Consider the following 17,960-nt stretch of genomic DNA (forward strand, 5'->3'; position numbering starts at 1 on the left):
TTGCGGCCTCACCCCTTTGATCGCTATTGGACGGAACTGCTTTCGATATCCCGTCACCTAGCATAGTGGCTGATTCTGCAATTGGTTTTTCAAAACAAAAAACAGACGGCGCATTACCCTCAAATCCAATAAAAAAGGTGCCTGGCTGTGCAAGCCGAACAATACAATCCTCCAAGAATTTCTGAAACGGGTCAGATCTACGGGTTTCTTGCTCCAATAGACGAGCCCCCGCCTCCTGGCGCATTGTTTTCGATGATCGAGCAGGGCAGCCCGAATTCAGTTCGTAATGCCGTGGCGCGTTTCCAGTTCGATATGCTGGCAGTCGATAGTCAGGGGCAAACCCCTCTTCATCTGGCCATTGCGCTAGGCAAAATCGGTATCGCGATCGCGCTATTGGAAAATCCACTCAATGACATGCGCTCTGCGATCAATGCAGAGAACCGAAGCGGCTATACACCGCTGGCGCTAGCGGTAGAAAAGCTGGCGACAGACAGCCGAAATCTGCGGCTGATCAAAGCGCTGATTGCGATGGGCGGGACGATCTCCGTCGGTGGTGAGGTCGCGCCCGATACGCACGCTAATGCAGTGGCATTACTCGCGGCGAAGGGAGATGTCGCCGCAGCGCATACGTGGGCGCTCAAGGTTGACCTTCTTAGTTTTGAAAAGCTGTTTGCCGGGCACCATGCCGCACTGCGTCGTGCTTGTGAAGAGGGAGACACAGTCAAAGTAAAGGCATTGATGGATGCGGGCGTGGACGCCTCGTTTGTGTTGATGAGGTTGCTGGAACAGCATTCCCCATTGTCCGCCGCGCGTGTCAGAGCCGTGCGCTACCTGATTGCAGCAGGTGTCGACCTATCCTCGGCGTTGAACCATGCCGTCGCAGCCAACAGCGCCGAGGCGGTGCGCACATTGCTGTTGCTGGGAGCACCAGGAGAGCCAGCGCTGATCCGCGCTGCCGAGGCTCATGATCTGCAGGCGATGGTCCTGTTAGTGAAATCAGGCGTCAAGGCCGAAGGCACGCTGATCAATCAGGCCAAAAACGGTGATGTGACGGCCGTACGGTTGATGCTCGGCGAAGCCTCGATCAGTGACAAGCTGGACAAAACGCAGGTGCTGATGGCCTTGACTGCTGGCGGCTGTCAGGGTGCCGTGAGATTGTTGATTGATGAAGGTGTGTATGTATACGATTTCCTGCTCCAGCAGCTCAGGCTCGGAAACAAAGATGAAGCGAAAGTATTGATTCGCGCTGGCGTAAACGTCTCGGGGCTATTGCGAACGCTGGCGATGGGCGCCGTCGATCACCCGAACGAGATCGAATCACTGGGAACGTTGATTTTGCTTGACGTCGATTCTGCCCCGGCCTTGTATGACATGGCCAAGGAACAGAGGAAAACTGCGGTCAAAATACTGATTGCCGCCAGGGCGACGATTGACGACGCACTCTTGTACGCTCCTGTGCTTGAGCGTGCTGATCTGGCGCGGACGCTGGCGCAGGCGTATAAAGAGGTGGCTCGGACGGGCGAGCAGATGGCGAGCGTCGGCGACGTCGATGCAACGCTGGCATCAAAGATCATCGTGGCTCAGGACTACATCGCCGGCCCTATAGGGAAAGAGTACAAGACGATCATCCAAGCGATGACAATGCATACCGGGGACGATCGCCGCAATGTTTCCGCGCTGCTGTACGCCCTAGAGAAAGTCGATTGGGTGCTAATCAACAAGTTAGTGGATGCCGATGGGACTGCCGCCAGCGAGGTGCTCATGCTGTTAGCCAGGCTGGATTGCCTGCCGCTGGCGCGTTTGTTGTTGGATGCGGGCGCAGAGCCCTACCATGTCATTGTCGACGCGGCCGATAACAATAATCTCGAGCGCCTGTCCTTCTTGATTCGCGCGGGTAGCAATGAAAGTACTGTGCTGGCGAACCTTCTGATGAGACCGGCAGGAAACGGTTTGGCTCAGGCCCTCATCCAGAGGGAAAGACTCGACGTCTTTAAAACGCTCAAATATCTGGCAGCGCGTGGCGAAGTCTCGAGACTGAAGCAGTTTATTCCGGCGATTACAGACGGGCAGCGTGAGTTGATCCGTGCGGCGGTAGAGAACGATAGGGATTTGATGGGGGCGCTGATCGGGGCCGGTGTCGACATCGGGAAAACTGTAGTGCTGGCGATTTCGAATGCCGAGATCGACGCAGCGAAATGGCTGGTGTCCCTGGGAACCAATATCGCCGCGGCATTAGCGCAGGCCCTTGCACAAAAGCGTGATGACGTTGCGCTGGTGTTGCTTTCTTGGGGGGCTGATCTCTCGGACGCACTCGGGCACGCAACGAGGATGCGAGACAGGGCAGTCATGGCCAGGTTGGTCGACTTGATACGCACATAGTGAGTCCGGATGGGGCGCGTGCACGTCTTGCCGCGTCGCGATGACAAAAACCCTGCCGCGCGCAGCACAGGCAGGGTTTTTCTTGCTACTACCACTTACTTAAACGCTCCTTTTGGGGGCGTTATTGCTCGTGATTAGCGAACAATCGGATAGTCCAGTTCACCAAAGGAGTATTCGCCATTGGCTTTGGCTTGAGCCAGCTCGGCAACGACTTGGTCGCGGCTCTTGTTCGAGTGGCTGGCGATTTCTACGGGGTACTCTTCTTCGCCGTAGGTCACCAGGCCAGCGGCCTTGGCTTGGGCCAGGTCGGCGACGACTTGGGCACGGGTCGGGGCGTTGGCATCGACTTGGCCATACACGCCTTGGAAAGGCACGTTGTTAGGTTCGATATTGGGCGAGGCGGCGTAGGCGCCGGCGCTCAACAGGCTCATCGAAACTAGCAGGGCAGAAGTTAGGGTTTTCATGATAAGACCTCCATTTGTCTAAATTTGGGATGGAATCCGGCGGTCTTCCGTCGTGGTTCGTGTTTGTTTCCCGATGACTGCATTCTGCGCCTGTCAATACCTGGGATAAACCCGGATTTGTTGGAAATATTTTTCCATTTTTAGCTGTAATGGATTTTTTTGATCGATTTTTGGCCTCAATTCGGCATAAACAACCTGAGGCGGCTCAAGGTTTTGCAGCAAATTCACGAGTCATCCATTTACAAATTCTGTACGTACATCTTGTACGTATAGGTTGTACACTACGCGTTTTCCGCATCCGGCATCCGGTTTACAGTGGACGGGCCGGCCTATGACAAAAGCGTTGGAGACGCCTCTCTATGAACCCCGAAATTTCCCGTTTCCCCATGTTCTCGGCGATGATGAAGGTGCCGGGCGGGTTGATGCTGCTACCCCTGATTCTTGGCTCCCTGATCGGTACGTTTGCGCCTGACGCGCTGGCGGTGGGAGGCTTTACCACGGCCTTGTTCAAGAACAGTGCCATGCCTTTGATCGCGCTGCTGATTTTCGCGACGGGCACCCAGGTCAATATGCGTACCGGTGGCCCCATTCTGGCGACGGCGGGCACGATCTTGTTGATGAAGACGATCGTGCCCGCCTCACTGATCATCCTGCTGGGCAGTTTTGTCGGGCTGGACGGGATATGGGGGGTGTCGATTCTGGCCATGCTGGCGGCTTTCGATAACAGCAATGGCGGCCTGTGGTTGGCCTATACCGGGCAATATGGCGACAGCCGTGACCGCGGTGCGTACGTCGCCAGCGCCGTGAATGATGGCCCGTTCTTCAGCCTGTTGTTTCTCGGCGCCTCGGGGCTGGCCGATATCCCTGTTACCGCTTTGATCGCTGCCCTGGTGCCTTTCCTGCTGGGCGTGGTGGTTGGCAACCTGGACGTGCAATGGCGTAATGTGCTCAAGCCGGTGCCGAATATCGTGATTCCGTTTTTTGCTTTCGCATTGGGAACGGGGATCAACCTCGGCTCGGTGGTGTCAGGCGGGATGACCGGCTTGATCCTGGGCCTGTTGATCAGCCCGGTGACGGGGTTCCTGGTGTACCTGGGGTATCGCTATATTCTGCGCCGTGGCGGCAAGAGCGGTATTGGTTTTGCGGCCGGTACGACTGCAGGTAATGCGATCGCGACTCCCGCCGTCGTTGCTGCGGCCGATCCGTCGTTGCAGCATTATGTCGGGACGGCGACTGCGCAGGTGGCGGCATGTGTGCTGATCAGTTCGATCTTGGCGCCGTTGTTGGCATCGTATTTCCTGAAGCGTGCCGGTGAATTGAAACCCGCTGATGATGTCGCGGCCATGATGGGCGAAAGCACGCCGGCGATTGCCGACGCAAAGGTGTAATCGTGACGTTGTTCATCGCTATCGTTGCCGATGACCTGACCGGTTCCGGCGACACCGCTGTGCAATTTGTGCGGGCCGGCTGGCCTACGCAATTGTCGGTCGGCCGAGCCGAGCAGGCGCTGGCCGATCCCGCCGCCAGCCAGGCCGAGGTGGTCGCCGTGACGACGCATAGCCGGGCGTTGCCGGCCGAGCAGGCCGCGGCTGTCGTGCGCGAGGATGTGGCTGCTTTGCGGGCCGCTGGTGTAAAACGTTTGTACAAAAAGGTCGACTCGACCTTGCGCGGCGCCTTCAAGGCCGAGATCGATGCTGCCCGCCAGGCATGGCGTGACGATGCGATCGCCGTGGTCTGTCCGGCGTTTCCGGATACCGGCCGTACGGTGCGTGGCGGTGTGCTTTATGTGAACGACAAGCCCGTGACGGAGACTTCGGCGGCGACGGACCCGGTGACCCCAGTGACCGAAAGCCATATCCCCACGCTGTTGGGCGGGGCACAGGTCGAGATCGTAGCGGACGAAACGCCCCGTTCATTGGCCGATCGGATTCTGGCGGCCGGGGATGTGGTCGTGGTCGATGCGGCGACAACGCAGGACATGGACCGTTTGGCCCGCGCGATTGCGTTGATCGGTGAACGCGCGTTGCCTGTCGGTTCGGGCGGCTTGGCCGCGCCGCTGGCGCGTCTGTGGGCCGGGGCCGAAACCCGGGGTTCGGTCGTTGTCGTGGTGACGTCGCAGCACAGTGCCGCGCGCCGCCAGGCCGCGGCGCTGCAGGCCGATGGTGCATACACATGGTCCCCGACGTTAGCGCAGTTGGCCGATGATGCGGCGTGGGCAGAGTGGTCTGCCGAAGTTTGCCAATCCGCCGCCTCGACGTCATCACAAGCAACTTTATTATTACTGGCGCCCGAGGGCCGCTTGGCGGGACTGGATTCGGATGCCGTTGCGGCTCGCCTGGGAGAATTGGCCGGTCAACTGATTCGGCGCGGTTTGAGCACCGATGTAGACAAGCGCGCGGGCGAGGCGGTAGTCAGTCAGGTGGACGAGGGCAATGCCCATCCGGCAGGCGATGGCGCCCTCACGCACGCCGAGGGCAGTGCAGCCCGCCTGGGCCGTGACGCGACCATCGCTGCCGCAGCGAATAACAGTGCCGGCAAAGTCGCAGGTGTAGTCGCCACGGGCGGCGATGGCGCCAGCGCGGTGCTGGCGGCGCTGCAGGCCGGCGGTATCGCATTGGTAGACGAAGTCACCGGAGGCGTGCCGCTGGGTACGTTGACCGGCGGGCCGGCCGCAGGGCTGCCCATTGTGACCAAGGCCGGTGGCTTTGGCACTGACGATGTATTGATCCGGGCCGCGCGTGCGGTCCGCGAACGGAGATTCTGAATATGACGCAAGACGCAACCCCCAACCGTATTCCCACCCTGGCGGTCACGCTGGGTGATGTTGCAGGGATTGGGCCGGAGATCACCGCCAAAATGCTGCTGGGCCATGACGATCTGCGTCAACGTGCGCGCCTGGTCGTGGTGGGCGACGCTGGGGCATTGCGCAAAGCCGCCCAGGCCCTGGGCGCCGATGCGTCCCGCGTGCGCGTGGTCGAGGGGCCGGAGCAAGTACAGAACGCGCCCGGCATCATCGAAGTGATTCAGGCTGGCCCCTCGCTGGAGCATGTGCCGTTTGGCCAATTGAGCGCCGACGCGGGCGCGGGGTCGGTGCGCTTTGTGACCACGGCCTGCGAGTTGGCCCGTCAAGGCCGCATCGACGGCATTGTGACGCCGCCGCTGAACAAGGCTGCCATGCATTTGGCCGGCCTCAAGTGGCCTGGCCACACCGAGTTGCTGGCCCATGAGTTCGGGGTAAAGACCTTTTCTCTAGTGTTGTCCGCCGGCGATCTGTATATCTTTCATGCCACCACACATGTGTCCCTGCGCCAAGCCATCGACGATGTGACGCCGCAGCGCATGCGCGCCGTATTGCGTCTGGCCGGTTCGTTTGCCAAGGCCTTGGGCCGCAGCGATGAGCCAGTCGCCGTCGCGGGCCTGAATCCGCACGCGGGCGAGAATGGCATTTTCGGCACGGAAGACGCGGATATTCTGGCGCCGGCCGTGGCCGAAGCCAACGCTGCCGGTATTCTCGCCGCTGGCCCCATTCCCGCCGACGCCTTGTTTCCACAGGCGGTGCGCGGCAAATGGAAGTTCGTGATTGCCTGCTATCACGATCAGGGGCATGCCCCGTTCAAATCGGTCTACGGTGACGATGGCGTCAACATCACCGTCGGCCTGCCCGTCGTGCGCGTGTCCGTGGATCACGGGACGGCCTTTGATATCGCCGGCAAGGGCATCGCCCGCGAAGACAGTCTGGTCTTGGCTGCCGAGCGTGCCGCACATTTGGCCCCCGGTTGGTCGCAAGTATGGGAAACTGCGCGCTCCACTACCGGAGGCTGATTTCATGGCGTTGAGCGCCGACCTCGGGGCGCCGCTAGATCGATCCAGCGGCGCCCCGCTGCATGTACAAGTGGCCCAGGCCTTGCGCCACGATATTCAGGCGCGGCAATTGGCGCCGGGGACGGCGCTGCCGAGCGAGGCAGGGTTGTGCCGTCAGTTTGGCGTGGCGCGCAGTGTCGTGCGCCAGGCCTTGGCGGCGCTGGTGACTGAGGGATTGATCCGGCGAGAGCCCGGCCGGGCGCCTATGGTGGCGCCTGCGTTGGAGCACCATCGTATGGTGCAGCGTTCCACGGGTTTGTTCGAGCAATTTGCCAGCACCGGGACGACGCTGCGCACGCGGGTGTTACGGTTCGAGCCCGTTGTGCCACCGCCCGAGGTCGCGGCGTTTTTTGGCACTGAAGACACATTGCTATTAGAGCGTTTGCGTCGTGTCGATGACGAGCCCTTGGCCTTTGTCCGCACGTGGTTGCCACGTGCGCGCTTGCCGGGGCTGACGGCCGATCACTTGCAGGATGCTTCGCTGCATCGCATCCTGGTACAACGCTTTGGTCTGCATCCTGGTCGCGGCCGCAATCGCATCCGCGCGGTGGGTGCCGATGCGGCCTTGGCCGATGCTTTAGAGGTCAAGACAGGCAGTCCATTGCTCATGCTCGAAGGCCAGGGGCACGACCAGCATGGCCAGGCGCTCGAATGGTTCACGACGTGGCATCGCGGCGAAAAGCTGGTGTTCGACGTCGATGTGACGCCCGCCGGCGAGCATATTCATGCGGCCTTGCCCGATAGTGCCAAACATCCGGTGTCTGCGGCTGATACGGCCCCGGAGGGCGCCGCATCCCTGGCTGCTGCGGAGGCCGCGCTGCAAACGGCGTTGGAAATGCTGCGTCAGTTGCGCCAAGGTAAATAGGCGGGGCGCAGGCCTGCTCGTCATCCTGCGAGATGCGCGCCGATGCTAAGCTTGGCGCATTCCTCCTCGCTCATTGGCATCCCTCATGACTGCTCGCATACTCAGCCTGCATATCTATCCCATTAAATCTTGTGCCGCTATTGATTTATCGACGTCGTCCATCGATCGCGCAGGCCTGCTCGGTGATCGCCGTTGGATGATCCTGACTGCCGAGGGTCAGTTCATGACGCAGCGCCAGTGGCCTGCGATGGCGCGCATCCGGCCGGCTCTCACTGACACTCATCTCGAGCTGCAGGCGCCCGGTCAGCCCATCCTGCAAATTCCGCTCGACGGTTCGCAATTGCGTGACACTGTGCGCAATGTGGTCGTCTGGAAAGACACCGTCCTTGCCCGCGAGGAGAGCCCCGCCGCGGCCGCGTGGCTCAGTCAGGCGCTCGGCCTGAGCTGCGTACTCGTCAAGGTCGATGTGCAAGCGCAACGGCCTGCCAAGGTCGACTGGGTCGATCGCTGGCGAGAGGCTCACCCCGAGTTTGCCGAGGACTTTGCTGGCGATCACGTGTTCGGATTCGCGGACGGCTTTCCTCTCTTGATCGCCAATCAGGCTTCGCTCGATGATCTGAATGCCCGGTTGATTGCCAAAGGTCAGTCTCCTGTGCCTATGGATCGATTCCGGCCCAATATCGTCATTGAGGGCGAATGGGAGGCCTTTGACGAGGATCTCACCGCTCTGGTGTCGATCGGTGATGTGCGCCTGGCCCTGGTCAAACCGTGCACCCGTTGCCCTATGCCCAATATTGATCAACTGACAGGCGAGCGCTATGACGAGCCTGGACATACGTTGGCGACGTATCGCCAATTAGAAATCGGCGTTGTCTTTGGCCAGAATGCGATTGTGAGTGTGCCGGAGAGCGGGCGATTGAGCGTGGGTGATGAGGTGGAAATCGAGCTTGATTTCGCGTGAGTGACCGTGGGTTGCTGATGTAGGAAAGGGGGCTGCTGCCTGCATGGATTCGGGTTCTTGAAGCGCCGGAGGCATCGGCGGCAAGGCGGCGCCGGCCCTATCACGCGGGCTCGGCCCATTAGCAGGGGCCGAGGTCCCCTGCGAGGACTGCCCCGCGTTCAACGGGCCGATGCCTCCGGCTCGCGAAGTCTCACGATGTCATGGTTAGGGGAGGCGCCAAATTTATTTGGCTTGCCATTATTGCGTTGCGCAACTATATTGGTTGTGTTGCGCAACTAGGTGAGATTCCATGGATATTGGCCATACTTCTACTCGGTCACGTGATGCGACCATTTTGGCGTTGCGGGACTTTTCTCGGAAACTGGTTCGTGAACTAGGGTTCATGCGGACTACACTGGCCGGTACCGATCTGGCGCCATCGGCGGTGCATGCGGTGATTGAAATCGGAGCGTCGCCCGGCATCAATGCCAAGGATCTGGGCAAGCTGTTGCGGCTGGACAAGTCCAACACTAGCCGGCAGCTTGCCAAACTGGAGGGTGGGGGCTTTATCAGACGCGTGACTGCGGATGACGATGGCCGTTCGTCGGCGCTATATCTGACGGACGACGGGCAGCGTTTGCGAGAGCGTATCGATCAGTTTGGGACCAAACAGGTATCTACCGCTCTGCGCCGCATTGTGCCTGAGGACCAAGAGACGCTCTTGCGCACCATGGCGTTGTACGCCGATGCCTTGTCGAACAACACAGACGCTCCCGATACAGCGGAGCCGGCTATGCTTTCCATTCAAGAGGGCTACCAGCCCGGATGCATAGGCGACATCGCCAGTCTGCACGCGCGCTTTTACGCAGATCATTGGGGCTTTGGCGCGTTCTTCGAAAAAAAGGTGGCAACAGAACTGGCCAGCTTTGCGGCAGCCTTGCCCGCCGACGGGAAAGCTTTATGGCTATATCGCGAACATGGCCGGGTATTGGCATCGTTGGCTATCGACGGCGACCTGGACACGGGTACCGCCCACTTGCGTTGGTTCATCGTTGATGACTCGCTGCGTGGTACAGGCGTTGGCCGGCAATTATTGGCCCGCGCCATGCAATTCGTAGACGAGCGCTTTCAACACACCTATCTCTGGACATTCAAAGGCTTGGACGCCGCCCGCCACTTGTACGAGTCATTCGGATTCCAATTGACACAAGAGTCCGAGGGCAGCCAATGGGGAACAACCGTGACCGAACAACGCTTTGACCGCGCCCACCCTTAACCATTCTTAGGCCAGCCCCACCGCACACTCCACATCGGTCGCTGCCATCAAACACGCCACCGCATGCAGCGATGAGTCCCGCTGCTTCAATGAATGCCGCCACGGCGAGTTCCATCACCTCGACGCATGCCACTACTGCGAGTCCCTGTCGGGGGCCGGGAAGCTGCACCGGGCCGTTGAGCGCGGATTTAGTCCGCGTAGCGGACCGAGGCCCCTGGTCATGGGCCGAGTCCGTGCGATAGGCCCGGTGCAGCTTCCCGGCCCCCGGCAGGGACGTCTCAATAGCGATCACCGTTGTTAGTCAACGATCTAAAAACACTAAAACCGACGCCTCCAGTGATTACCATCTAACAACGATCCAAAAACAAAGGGCACCTCAATCGAGATGCCCTCTGCAAACAAGAACGCGATAACGACCCACCGCAAGAAAGCTCACCCTTCCTGCATCACCCGCCGATACCACTCATGGAAATGCTGCATGCCATCTTCCATCGGCGATTGATAAGGCCCAGTCTCATTAACCCCACGCAGCATCAACGCCTTGCGCCCTGCATCCATGCGTTCGGCAATCTCGTCATCCTCGACCGCCGTTTCCATATAAGCCGCCCGTTGCGCCTCGACGAACTCGCGCTCGAAAGCCGCGATCTCCTCAGGGTAGTAGAACTCCACCACGTTCACGGTTTCCTGCGGGCTCTTGGGATACAACGTCGACAGTACCAACACGTGCGGGTACAGCTCGATCATGTGCGTCGGGAAATACGTCACCCACACCGCGCCGAAATCCGGCGCATCGCCCTCGCGGAATGACAGCAAGCGATCGTGCCATTGCTTGTAGACGTCCGAGCCGGGCTGCGCCAACGCATTGTGTACGCCGACTTTCTGCAGGCTGTACCAGTCGTTGAATTCCCACGTCAGATCGTCGCACGTCACAAAGCGGCCCAAACCAGGATGGAACGGTCCGACGTGATAATCCTCGAGATAGACCTCGATAAAGGTCTTCCAGTTGTAATTGCACTGGTGGATCTCGACATGGTCCAGCACATAATCGCCAAAGTCGAATTCGGGGCGCGAAAACAGCGGCGCCATATCCGACGCCGGATCCCGCGGACCCTCGAAGAGCAGGCCATGGCAATCGCGCAAACGGTACTTCTGCAAATTCATGCAGGGCGTTTGCTCGAACTGAGGCGCGCCCAACAACTCGCCTTGGTTGTTGTACGTCCAACGGTGCAGGGGGCAGACAATATTGCCGCCTGTGGATTTCAGGTTGCCTTGCGTGTTGCAGTTGCCTGCAACATTTCCGGCCTCGCCGCCGAGCATCAATGCCTGACGGTGACGGCAGACATTTGAGATGAGTTCAACGCTTTGCTGGTTGCGAACCAGCACGCGCCCTCCGTTTTCTTGGGGCAACGTACGCCAGTCGCCGACCTCGGGTACCAATTTCTGGTTGCCGACGTATAAAGAGGACTGGTTAAAAATGAGTTCTTGCTCGCGCTTGAAGCGGGCTTCGTCAAAATAAGCGTTGACGGGTAGCTGGGTGCGAGCCGGCACAACATGCGCCATCCGACCAATGTCGGTCATGATTCCCTCCGCTCGGATAAAAAAGCCAGGACGGCAGGGTTTCCGTTCTGGCGCGAAGAAAAATCGGTCCGGCCGATCAAACGTTGGAGTTTACCCTATTCAGGAAGTCCGGGGGGTAAAAACGACACCGAAATGCGAATCAACTCAGAAAAAAATGACAAAAATTAGAGGGGGTTACGTCAAAAATGTGTCATAAATCACTTTGTCACACCAGTTTCCGCGTGGCGGGGTGACGGCGCAACAGCCAGCAGCTCGCAGCCGACAGGCCGAATACGGTGACGGTTTGCACGGGCAAACTCCAGGCGGCGTTTGGCATGATGGCCGGACCGGTGCGGTCTACCAGGTCCAGAAATAAGGGGTGGATCAGATAGACCCCGAACGTCAGCGGAGCCAAGGTCGAAAGCGGCGGCAACCGGGGAGTGTCCATGATCCATTGGAAAGCCGCCAGGGACATGAACGGCACGGTAATGCTGAAATAGTCGTAGAAATACAGATTCAGTTTGCCTGACTCCGACAGCGTAAAGACTCCCCACGCCGTGGCCAGGACACTCAGTATCAGCATCAAGCCGGGGCGGGGAATACGCAATTCTGCGTCGTAGATCATGCGGCCGGCGACAAAATAGCCCAGGTAGGGCAGGAACCACGTCAGGAAAAAGCCTTGGCCGGCATCCAATGCCTGACGATATAGAGCATCCAGAATCGCTACGCCCAGAATCCCGACCACCCAGAGGCGTCGCGCGGCAGGCTGGCTGCGATGGTAGAGCGCCCGGATCATCGGGGTAAAAAGATACAACCCGACGATCATGTAGAGATACCAGAGGTGGTAATAGGGGGCGCCTTCCGCGATCTTGCGCGGCCAGAACGAAAAATCGATGCGGCCGTCGTCCCACCAGTCCAGCACGCTGCGCCACGCCAGATAAAACAAAGTCCAGAAAATCAGGGGGGCGCAAATGCGCGCGGCGCGCCGCGCATAAAACTGCCGGGCATCCAGGGGCCTGTCGCGATTGAGCAGCAGCGCGCCGCTGATCATGACAAAGACCGGTACGCACCAACGCACCGCCGAGTCGTAGAGATTGGCCGCGAGCCAATCTTTGCTGCCATAGGCCTGCGCATCCGATACCGCCTGCGCGGCACAATGTAGCAATACGACGGCCAACGCGGCCAGCCAGCGTGCGGCATCAAGCCGGTCCAGGCGGTCGTTAAGAGGAGAGAGGGAAAGGGCCGGCCCGGCGGAAGGGGAGGAAGCGTTCAAACGTTGCGGCATGCTCTCACCATAGCAGCGCCGCCGGGGGGCAGTGTTTCCAGCCGTTAACCGTGGCATGCAAATGCAAATAAGGGCCCGGGCATGGCGTTTGCTGGCGTGATTTTTTACAAAGCGTCTCAGGATGGAAAAGGGCGCCTGGTACGAACGGCAAGCCGAAAGGGCGACATAGACACTTTATTTATTTCACACGTCTCTGTACAAACGGCCGGGGTTCGCGATCTCGTACAATTCAGAAATTAATGACTCTTTTTGCGCTCGGAGCCCCGTTTGGCCACTTCCTCGCACACCGATACTCCTCAAGACGACCGTCCTTTGCCTCAGGATTTCGAGACGGCGTTGGCCGAACTCGAAACGCTGGTCGCCACGATGGAGGGAGGATCGTTGCCGCTAGAGCAATCGTTGGCGGCCTATCGCCGCGGCGTCGAGCTTACCCGTATTTGCCAAGAGCGCCTGGCGCAGGCGGAGCAGCAGGTCAAAGTCCTCGAGGACGGGCTGCTGCGGCCGCTGGATCCCCATGCGCTGGACGAAGAATAAAACCGAATGACTCAACAACATCTTGCGTTCGCGGACTGGCTGCAGAGCCGCGCACAGCATATTGAAACCGTACTGGACGACTGTCTGCCAGCGGCAGACATGCAACCGGCACGTTTGCATGCGGCCATGCGCTATGCCGTACTGGGCGGTGGCAAGCGGGTGCGCGCAGCGCTCGTCTATGCGGCAGGCAAGGCATGTCCGGTCAATGGCAGTACCGTCGCCGTACAGGCCTCGATGGATCGCGCTGCTGCGGCGGTCGAGCTCATTCATGCTTATTCTTTGATCCACGACGATTTGCCCTGCATGGACGACGACGTGTTGCGCCGCGGCCGTCCTACGACGCATGTGCAGTTTGACGAGGCCACGGCCATGCTGGCTGGTGACGCCCTGCAGCCTCTGGCGTTTGAGCTGTTGGCCGAAATGCCTATCGCGCCTGCCCTGGTCGTGCAGGCTACGCGCGCGCTGGCCCAGGCTTCCGGCAGTCTGGGAATGGCAGGCGGGCAGGCTATCGACCTGGATAGTGTGGGCCGCTCGCTGTCACGTGACGAGCTGCAAACTATGCATACGATGAAAACCGGCGCTATGCTGGCGTGTAGCGTGGCATTGGGTGGCATTGTGGCCGGCGCCAGTTCCGCTGCGCGCGAGGCGCTCGATGACTACGCCCACGCCATTGGGCTGGCGTTTCAGGTGGTCGATGATATTCTCGATGTGACTGCCGATACTGCCAGCCTGGGCAAGACCGCGGGCAAAGACGCCGCGGGCAACAAGCCCACTTATGTTTCTTTATTGGGACTGGATGACGCGCGTGCGCTGGCCGAAGAGCTGCGCGTTGCGGCCCATGCGGCATTGGTCCCGCTAGGGGATTCCGCCTCGATGTTGGGCCGTCTGGCCGACTACATCGTACTCAGAGATCGCTGAACCGAGCATGACGACAGAAATACTGGACCGTATCCACACCCCGGCGGACCTGCGCCAACTAGATCGCCGTGAGCTCAAGATTCTGGCGCAAGAGCTGCGCGGCTTTGTACTGGAATCGGTATCCAAGACGGGCGGCCATTTGTCGTCGAACCTGGGTACTATCGAGCTGACACTGGCGCTGCATCGCGTTTTTGATACGCCGCATGATCGCATCGTGTGGGACGTGGGCCATCAGTCTTATCCGCACAAAATCCTGACGGGCCGGCGCGCCGGCATGGCGCATTTGCGCCAGGCAGGCGGCATTTCCGGGTTTCCCAAACGCAGCGAGTCCGAATACGACGCGTTTGGCACGGCGCACTCGTCCACCTCGATTTCGGCTGCGTTGGGCATGGCCGTCGCGTCGCGCAACGCCGGCATCCAGCGCCAGCATATCGCCGTGATTGGTGATGGGGCGATGTCGGCGGGGATGGCCTTTGAGGCGATGAACAACGCCGGTGTTACGCCCGATATCAATTTGCTGGTGGTGCTCAACGACAACGATATGTCGATCTCGCCGCCGGTGGGCGCATTGAATCGCTATCTGGCGCGTTTGATGTCCGGGCGCTTTTATGCGACGGCCAAGAACGTCGGACGTGCAGTGCTGCAACATGTGCCGCCCGTGCTCGAGTTGGCGCGCCGCTTCGAGGGGCATGCCAAGGGCATGGTCACGCCGGCGACGTTGTTCGAAGAATTCGGCTTCAACTATGTCGGCCCTATTGACGGCCACGATCTGGACGCCCTGATTCCGACTTTGCAAAACCTCAAGGCGTTGCAAGGCTTGCAGTTCGTGCACGTGGTCACGCGCAAGGGGCAGGGGTACAAGCTGGCCGAAGCCGATCCGGTGCTGTATCACGGCCCCGGAAAATTCGATCCGACGGTCGGTATCCAGCAGGGCAAGCCTTCGTCGCGCAAGACCTTCACTCAGGTGTTCGGGCAGTGGCTCTGCGACATGGCCGAGAAAGACGAACGCCTGGTGGGCATCACGCCTGCGATGCGCGAGGGCAGTGGCCTGGTCGAGTTCGAGAAACGTTTTCCGCGCCGTTATTTCGACGTGGGCATTGCCGAGCAGCATGCTGTGACGTTTGGCGCAGGCTTGGCCTGTGAGGGCCAAAAGCCTGTGGTGGCGATTTACTCGACCTTTTTGCAACGCGGCTACGATCAGCTCGTGCATGACGTGGCGCTGCAGAATCTGGATGTGACCTTTGCGCTGGATCGCGCGGGCCTGGTCGGGGCTGACGGGGCGACGCATGCCGGCAATTACGATATTGCCTATCTGCGTTGCGTTCCCAATATGGTGGTCGCGACGCCTTCGGACGAAAACGAGGCGCGACTGTTGCTGTCGACCTGCTATGCATATCCTGGTCCCGCATCGGTGCGCTATCCCCGCGGGGCTGGGTGCGGTGCCGAGATTACCTCCAGCCTGGACACGGTGCCGGTGGGCAAGGGCGTGATCCGGCGCGAGGGCAAGGGCATCGCCATTCTGGCGTTCGGCACGCTGTTACACGCCGCGCTGACCGCAGCAGAGTCGCTCGATGCGACAGTGGCAGACATGCGTTTCGTCAAGCCCATCGATCGCGAATTGATCCTCGATCTGGCAGCGCGCCACGATGCCTTGGTGACACTCGAAGAAGCCGCCATCATGGGCGGGGCGGGCAGTGCGGTGACTGAGTTGCTCAATCAAGAGGGCGTGCAGATGCCGGTATTGCAGTTGGGCTTGCCAGATCAGTTCATTGATCACGGCGATCAGGCGGCCTTGCTGGCGGGCGTCGGCTTGGATGCAGCGGGTATCGAGCACGCCATCCGTGTCCGTTTTGTGCAGCAAGACGCCGCTGCTGCTGCGTCGTAACCCGCGCAGTCATAGCCTCCGGACGGCCGCTTGGCCACCTATACCGTGGCGCTGATCCAGCGCTTCGGCGTAAACTCCGGGGTTGCCAGTCGGGCGGGCCAACCTACTGGCAAGAGGGTTTTCCCGGCCCTAACGCCATGTTTTCGGTAATAATGGCCCCCTTGACATATTTCAGGGCAATGGATTTTTCTTTTTGTGCCCTGACAGGTAACCCTATGAATTCTCCGATCGATTCCGCCCTCGTGATGCCCGATGTCCAGAGCTCGGCTGATACGCGGCACATCCCGATTCAGCGCGTAGGCATCCGTGGCGTGCGTCATCCCATGTTGGTGGCGGCGGCTGACGGTCCGCAGCCTACGGTGGCCAACTGGACCCTGACGGTGGCTCTGCCCGCCGAGGAAAAGGGCACGCATATGTCGCGTTTCGTGGCATTGTTGGAAAAATACCGCACCGTGCCGATGACGCCGGCGCTGTTTTCCGAGATGGCGCGCGACATGTTGCCCTTGTTGCACGCCGAGCGTGGCGACATTACGGCGGCTTTCCCGTATTTCATCAACAAATCCGCTCCTGTATCGGGCGTGCAAAGCCTGCTCGATTACGAGGTGCAGTGGATTGCGCGCGCCGCTGGCGATCAAGTCGAGTTCGAATTGGTTGTGCAGGTCCCCGTCACCAGCCTGTGCCCGTGTTCCAAGGCGATTTCCGAATACGGCGCGCACAATCAGCGCTCGCACGTGACGGTATCGGCCGTGTTGAACGGCGACGTCGCGATGGATCGCATCATCCGTCTGGTCGAAGACGAAGGCTCCTGCGAGTTGTGGGGTCTGCTCAAGCGGCCCGACGAGAAATACGTCACCGAGCGCGCCTACGACAATCCCAAATTTGTCGAAGACCTGGTGCGTGACGTGGCCGCACGCGTGGCAGCCTATCCCGGCGTGGCACGCTACCGCGTCGAGGCCGAGAACTTCGAATCCATTCACAACCATTCCGCTTACGCCGTCGTAGAGGGCTAAGTGCGCGAATGAGCGGCTCGTCCGCTTCTGGCTCGGGCCCGTCGCCGGCTATTGGCCGGCCCCCCACGGGCTCGGCCGCAGCCGCGCACCCCGAGCCTGGTGCGGCCGATCCTGCTGCTCGCGACTGGCCGCTGATCGCGCGGCTGGAAGGCTGGGAAACCGGATTGGCCGAGCGCTGGGCTGGCCACAGCCGGGTACGTACGGCGTCCTACGAATTTTTCCGCTTTGGCATCAAGCAAGCCTGGGCCTGCCTATTTGGCGGGCTGATGTGCGCTTTGCTTCTGGCGACGCATTGGTGGTATCCGCCCGATGCCGCGCTGGCGCGCTACGATTTTCTGACCTTGGCGGCCCTGGGCATTCAGGCCGCCTTGTTGATGCTGCGCATGGAAACCTGGGCTGAGGCTCGAGTGATTCTGATGTTCCATGTGGTCGGCACCATCATGGAGCTGTTCAAGACCTCGGTCGGATCCTGGGTCTATCCAGAGGACAGCGTCCTGCGTGTGGGCGGGGTACCGCTCTTTACCGGCTTTATGTACGCGGCAGTGGGCAGTTATCTGGCGCGGGTCTGGCGCCTGTTTGATTTCCAGTTCACTTCTCACCCGCCGCTGGCCGCTACGCTGCTGTTGTCGGTGCTGATCTACGCCAATTTTTTCACGCACCATTACATCGTTGATCTGCGTGTCGTCCTGTTCGTGTTGACGGGTGTGCTGTTTGCGCGCACCTGGGTGTATTACCGCATCTGGCGAGTGCATCGGCGCATGCCTTTGCTATTGGGTTTCGTGCTGGTGGCGCTGTTTATCTGGTTTGCCGAAAATATCGGCACCTTTGCGCGGGCCTGGAGCTATCCCAATCAACAGCATGGCTGGGATTGGGTGTCGCCGGCGAAGCTGGGATCCTGGTTTCTCCTGATGATAATCAGCTACGTCATGGTCAGTGTGGTGAACCGGCCTGCGGGCTATAGCCGCGGTGGCGGCACAGGATAATCT

15 protein-coding genes are annotated in these 17,960 nt (G+C 60.1%); 12 read left to right on the forward strand and 3 right to left on the reverse strand.

Translation table 11 applies throughout. From position 1 onward, the window contains the following. Positions 1 to 252: 252 nt before the first annotated feature. Positions 253 to 2,379 (forward strand): ankyrin repeat domain-containing protein, encoded by a 2,127-nt coding sequence (locus ACYVI2_RS27120; protein ID WP_415819591.1) that lies wholly within the window; start codon positions 253 to 255, stop codon positions 2,377 to 2,379. 134 nt (positions 2,380 to 2,513) lie between these two features. On the opposite strand, the gene ACYVI2_RS27125 is transcribed toward ACYVI2_RS27120, so the two are convergent. Continuing rightward, positions 2,514 to 2,843 carry a DUF4148 domain-containing protein gene (locus ACYVI2_RS27125; protein ID WP_415819592.1) on the reverse strand — a complete coding sequence of 110 codons (330 nt, stop codon included), beginning with the start codon at positions 2,841 to 2,843 and terminating at the stop codon, positions 2,514 to 2,516. Between the two features lie 359 nt (positions 2,844 to 3,202). On the opposite strand from ACYVI2_RS27125, the gene ACYVI2_RS27130 reads away from it, so the two are divergent. The 6 genes from ACYVI2_RS27130 (at position 3,203) to ACYVI2_RS27155 (ending at position 9,785) form a co-directional block, all read left to right on the forward strand. Further along, positions 3,203 to 4,231, forward strand: coding sequence for a 2-keto-3-deoxygluconate permease (locus tag ACYVI2_RS27130; protein ID WP_415819593.1), 1,029 nt, complete (start codon positions 3,203 to 3,205; stop codon positions 4,229 to 4,231). 2 nt (positions 4,232 to 4,233) lie between these two features. Continuing rightward, complete coding sequence (locus tag ACYVI2_RS27135) at positions 4,234 to 5,607, forward strand: four-carbon acid sugar kinase family protein (protein WP_415819594.1); 1,374 nt, start codon at positions 4,234 to 4,236, stop codon at positions 5,605 to 5,607. Positions 5,608 to 5,609: 2 nt separating this feature from the next. After that, positions 5,610 to 6,665 (forward strand): 4-hydroxythreonine-4-phosphate dehydrogenase PdxA, encoded by a 1,056-nt coding sequence (pdxA, locus tag ACYVI2_RS27140; RefSeq protein WP_415819595.1) that lies wholly within the window; start codon positions 5,610 to 5,612, stop codon positions 6,663 to 6,665. 4 nt (positions 6,666 to 6,669) lie between these two features. Beyond that, on the forward strand, positions 6,670 to 7,569 hold the full coding sequence (locus ACYVI2_RS27145) for a GntR family transcriptional regulator (RefSeq protein WP_415819596.1): 900 nt from the start codon (positions 6,670 to 6,672) through the stop codon (positions 7,567 to 7,569). Positions 7,570 to 7,654: 85 nt separating this feature from the next. Then, the gene (locus tag ACYVI2_RS27150; RefSeq protein ID WP_415819597.1) at positions 7,655 to 8,530 is read left to right on the forward strand and encodes an MOSC domain-containing protein; all 876 of its coding nucleotides are present in this window, start codon (positions 7,655 to 7,657) and stop codon (positions 8,528 to 8,530) included. Between the two features lie 289 nt (positions 8,531 to 8,819). Continuing rightward, positions 8,820 to 9,785: a bifunctional helix-turn-helix transcriptional regulator/GNAT family N-acetyltransferase gene (locus ACYVI2_RS27155; protein WP_415819598.1), complete on the forward strand. Its 966-nt coding sequence runs from the start codon at positions 8,820 to 8,822 to the stop codon at positions 9,783 to 9,785. Positions 9,786 to 10,217: 432 nt separating this feature from the next. On the opposite strand, the gene ACYVI2_RS27160 is transcribed toward ACYVI2_RS27155, so the two are convergent. Both ACYVI2_RS27160 and ACYVI2_RS27165 read right to left on the reverse strand, forming a co-directional pair. Next, positions 10,218 to 11,363 (reverse strand): aromatic ring-hydroxylating oxygenase subunit alpha, encoded by a 1,146-nt coding sequence (locus ACYVI2_RS27160; protein ID WP_415819599.1) that lies wholly within the window; start codon positions 11,361 to 11,363, stop codon positions 10,218 to 10,220. Between the two features lie 205 nt (positions 11,364 to 11,568). Further along, on the reverse strand, positions 11,569 to 12,627 hold the full coding sequence (locus ACYVI2_RS27165) for an acyltransferase (RefSeq protein ID WP_415819600.1): 1,059 nt from the start codon (positions 12,625 to 12,627) through the stop codon (positions 11,569 to 11,571). Between the two features lie 267 nt (positions 12,628 to 12,894). Here ACYVI2_RS27165 and ACYVI2_RS27170 point away from each other — a divergent pair, with 267 nt between their 5' ends. The 5 genes from ACYVI2_RS27170 to ACYVI2_RS27190 all read left to right on the forward strand — a co-directional run bounded on the left by ACYVI2_RS27170 (position 12,895) and on the right by ACYVI2_RS27190 (position 17,957). Next, a complete protein-coding gene (locus ACYVI2_RS27170; RefSeq protein ID WP_254924127.1) occupies positions 12,895 to 13,161 on the forward strand; it encodes an exodeoxyribonuclease VII small subunit in 267 nt (88 codons plus the stop codon). Positions 13,162 to 13,167: 6 nt separating this feature from the next. After that, positions 13,168 to 14,079, forward strand: coding sequence for a polyprenyl synthetase family protein (locus ACYVI2_RS27175; RefSeq protein ID WP_415819601.1), 912 nt, complete (start codon positions 13,168 to 13,170; stop codon positions 14,077 to 14,079). A 7-nt stretch (positions 14,080 to 14,086) separates the two neighbouring features. Next, the gene (dxs, locus tag ACYVI2_RS27180) at positions 14,087 to 15,964 is read left to right on the forward strand and encodes a 1-deoxy-D-xylulose-5-phosphate synthase (RefSeq protein WP_415819602.1); all 1,878 of its coding nucleotides are present in this window, start codon (positions 14,087 to 14,089) and stop codon (positions 15,962 to 15,964) included. Between the two features lie 215 nt (positions 15,965 to 16,179). Then, entirely contained in the window at positions 16,180 to 16,974 is a 795-nt protein-coding gene (folE2, locus tag ACYVI2_RS27185; protein WP_094822016.1) for a GTP cyclohydrolase FolE2, read from the forward strand. A gap of 8 nt (positions 16,975 to 16,982) precedes the next feature. Then, the gene (locus ACYVI2_RS27190) at positions 16,983 to 17,957 is read left to right on the forward strand and encodes a DUF817 domain-containing protein (RefSeq protein ID WP_415819603.1); all 975 of its coding nucleotides are present in this window, start codon (positions 16,983 to 16,985) and stop codon (positions 17,955 to 17,957) included. Positions 17,958 to 17,960 lie beyond the last annotated feature (3 nt).

It is taken from the genome of Bordetella tumbae (genome assembly GCF_054780995.1).

Bases quoted from the DNA above. Each gene is read 5' to 3' on its own strand.
- ACYVI2_RS27120 (WP_415819591.1), top strand. From the start codon at position 253: ATGATCGAGCAGGGCAGCCCGAATTCAGTTCGTAATGCCGTGGCGCGT.
- ACYVI2_RS27125 (WP_415819592.1), bottom strand. From the start codon at position 2,843: ATGAAAACCCTAACTTCTGCCCTGCTAGTTTCGATGAGCCTGTTGAGC.
- ACYVI2_RS27130 (WP_415819593.1), top strand. From the start codon at position 3,203: ATGAACCCCGAAATTTCCCGTTTCCCCATGTTCTCGGCGATGATGAAG.
- pdxA (WP_415819595.1), top strand. From the start codon at position 5,610: ATGACGCAAGACGCAACCCCCAACCGTATTCCCACCCTGGCGGTCACG.
- ACYVI2_RS27145 (WP_415819596.1), top strand. From the start codon at position 6,670: ATGGCGTTGAGCGCCGACCTCGGGGCGCCGCTAGATCGATCCAGCGGC.
- ACYVI2_RS27150 (WP_415819597.1), top strand. From the start codon at position 7,655: ATGACTGCTCGCATACTCAGCCTGCATATCTATCCCATTAAATCTTGT.
- ACYVI2_RS27155 (WP_415819598.1), top strand. From the start codon at position 8,820: ATGGATATTGGCCATACTTCTACTCGGTCACGTGATGCGACCATTTTG.
- ACYVI2_RS27160 (WP_415819599.1), bottom strand. From the start codon at position 11,363: ATGACCGACATTGGTCGGATGGCGCATGTTGTGCCGGCTCGCACCCAG.
- ACYVI2_RS27165 (WP_415819600.1), bottom strand. From the start codon at position 12,627: ATGCCGCAACGTTTGAACGCTTCCTCCCCTTCCGCCGGGCCGGCCCTT.
- ACYVI2_RS27175 (WP_415819601.1), top strand. From the start codon at position 13,168: ATGACTCAACAACATCTTGCGTTCGCGGACTGGCTGCAGAGCCGCGCA.
- dxs (WP_415819602.1), top strand. From the start codon at position 14,087: ATGACGACAGAAATACTGGACCGTATCCACACCCCGGCGGACCTGCGC.
- folE2 (WP_094822016.1), top strand. From the start codon at position 16,180: ATGAATTCTCCGATCGATTCCGCCCTCGTGATGCCCGATGTCCAGAGC.
- ACYVI2_RS27190 (WP_415819603.1), top strand. From the start codon at position 16,983: ATGAGCGGCTCGTCCGCTTCTGGCTCGGGCCCGTCGCCGGCTATTGGC.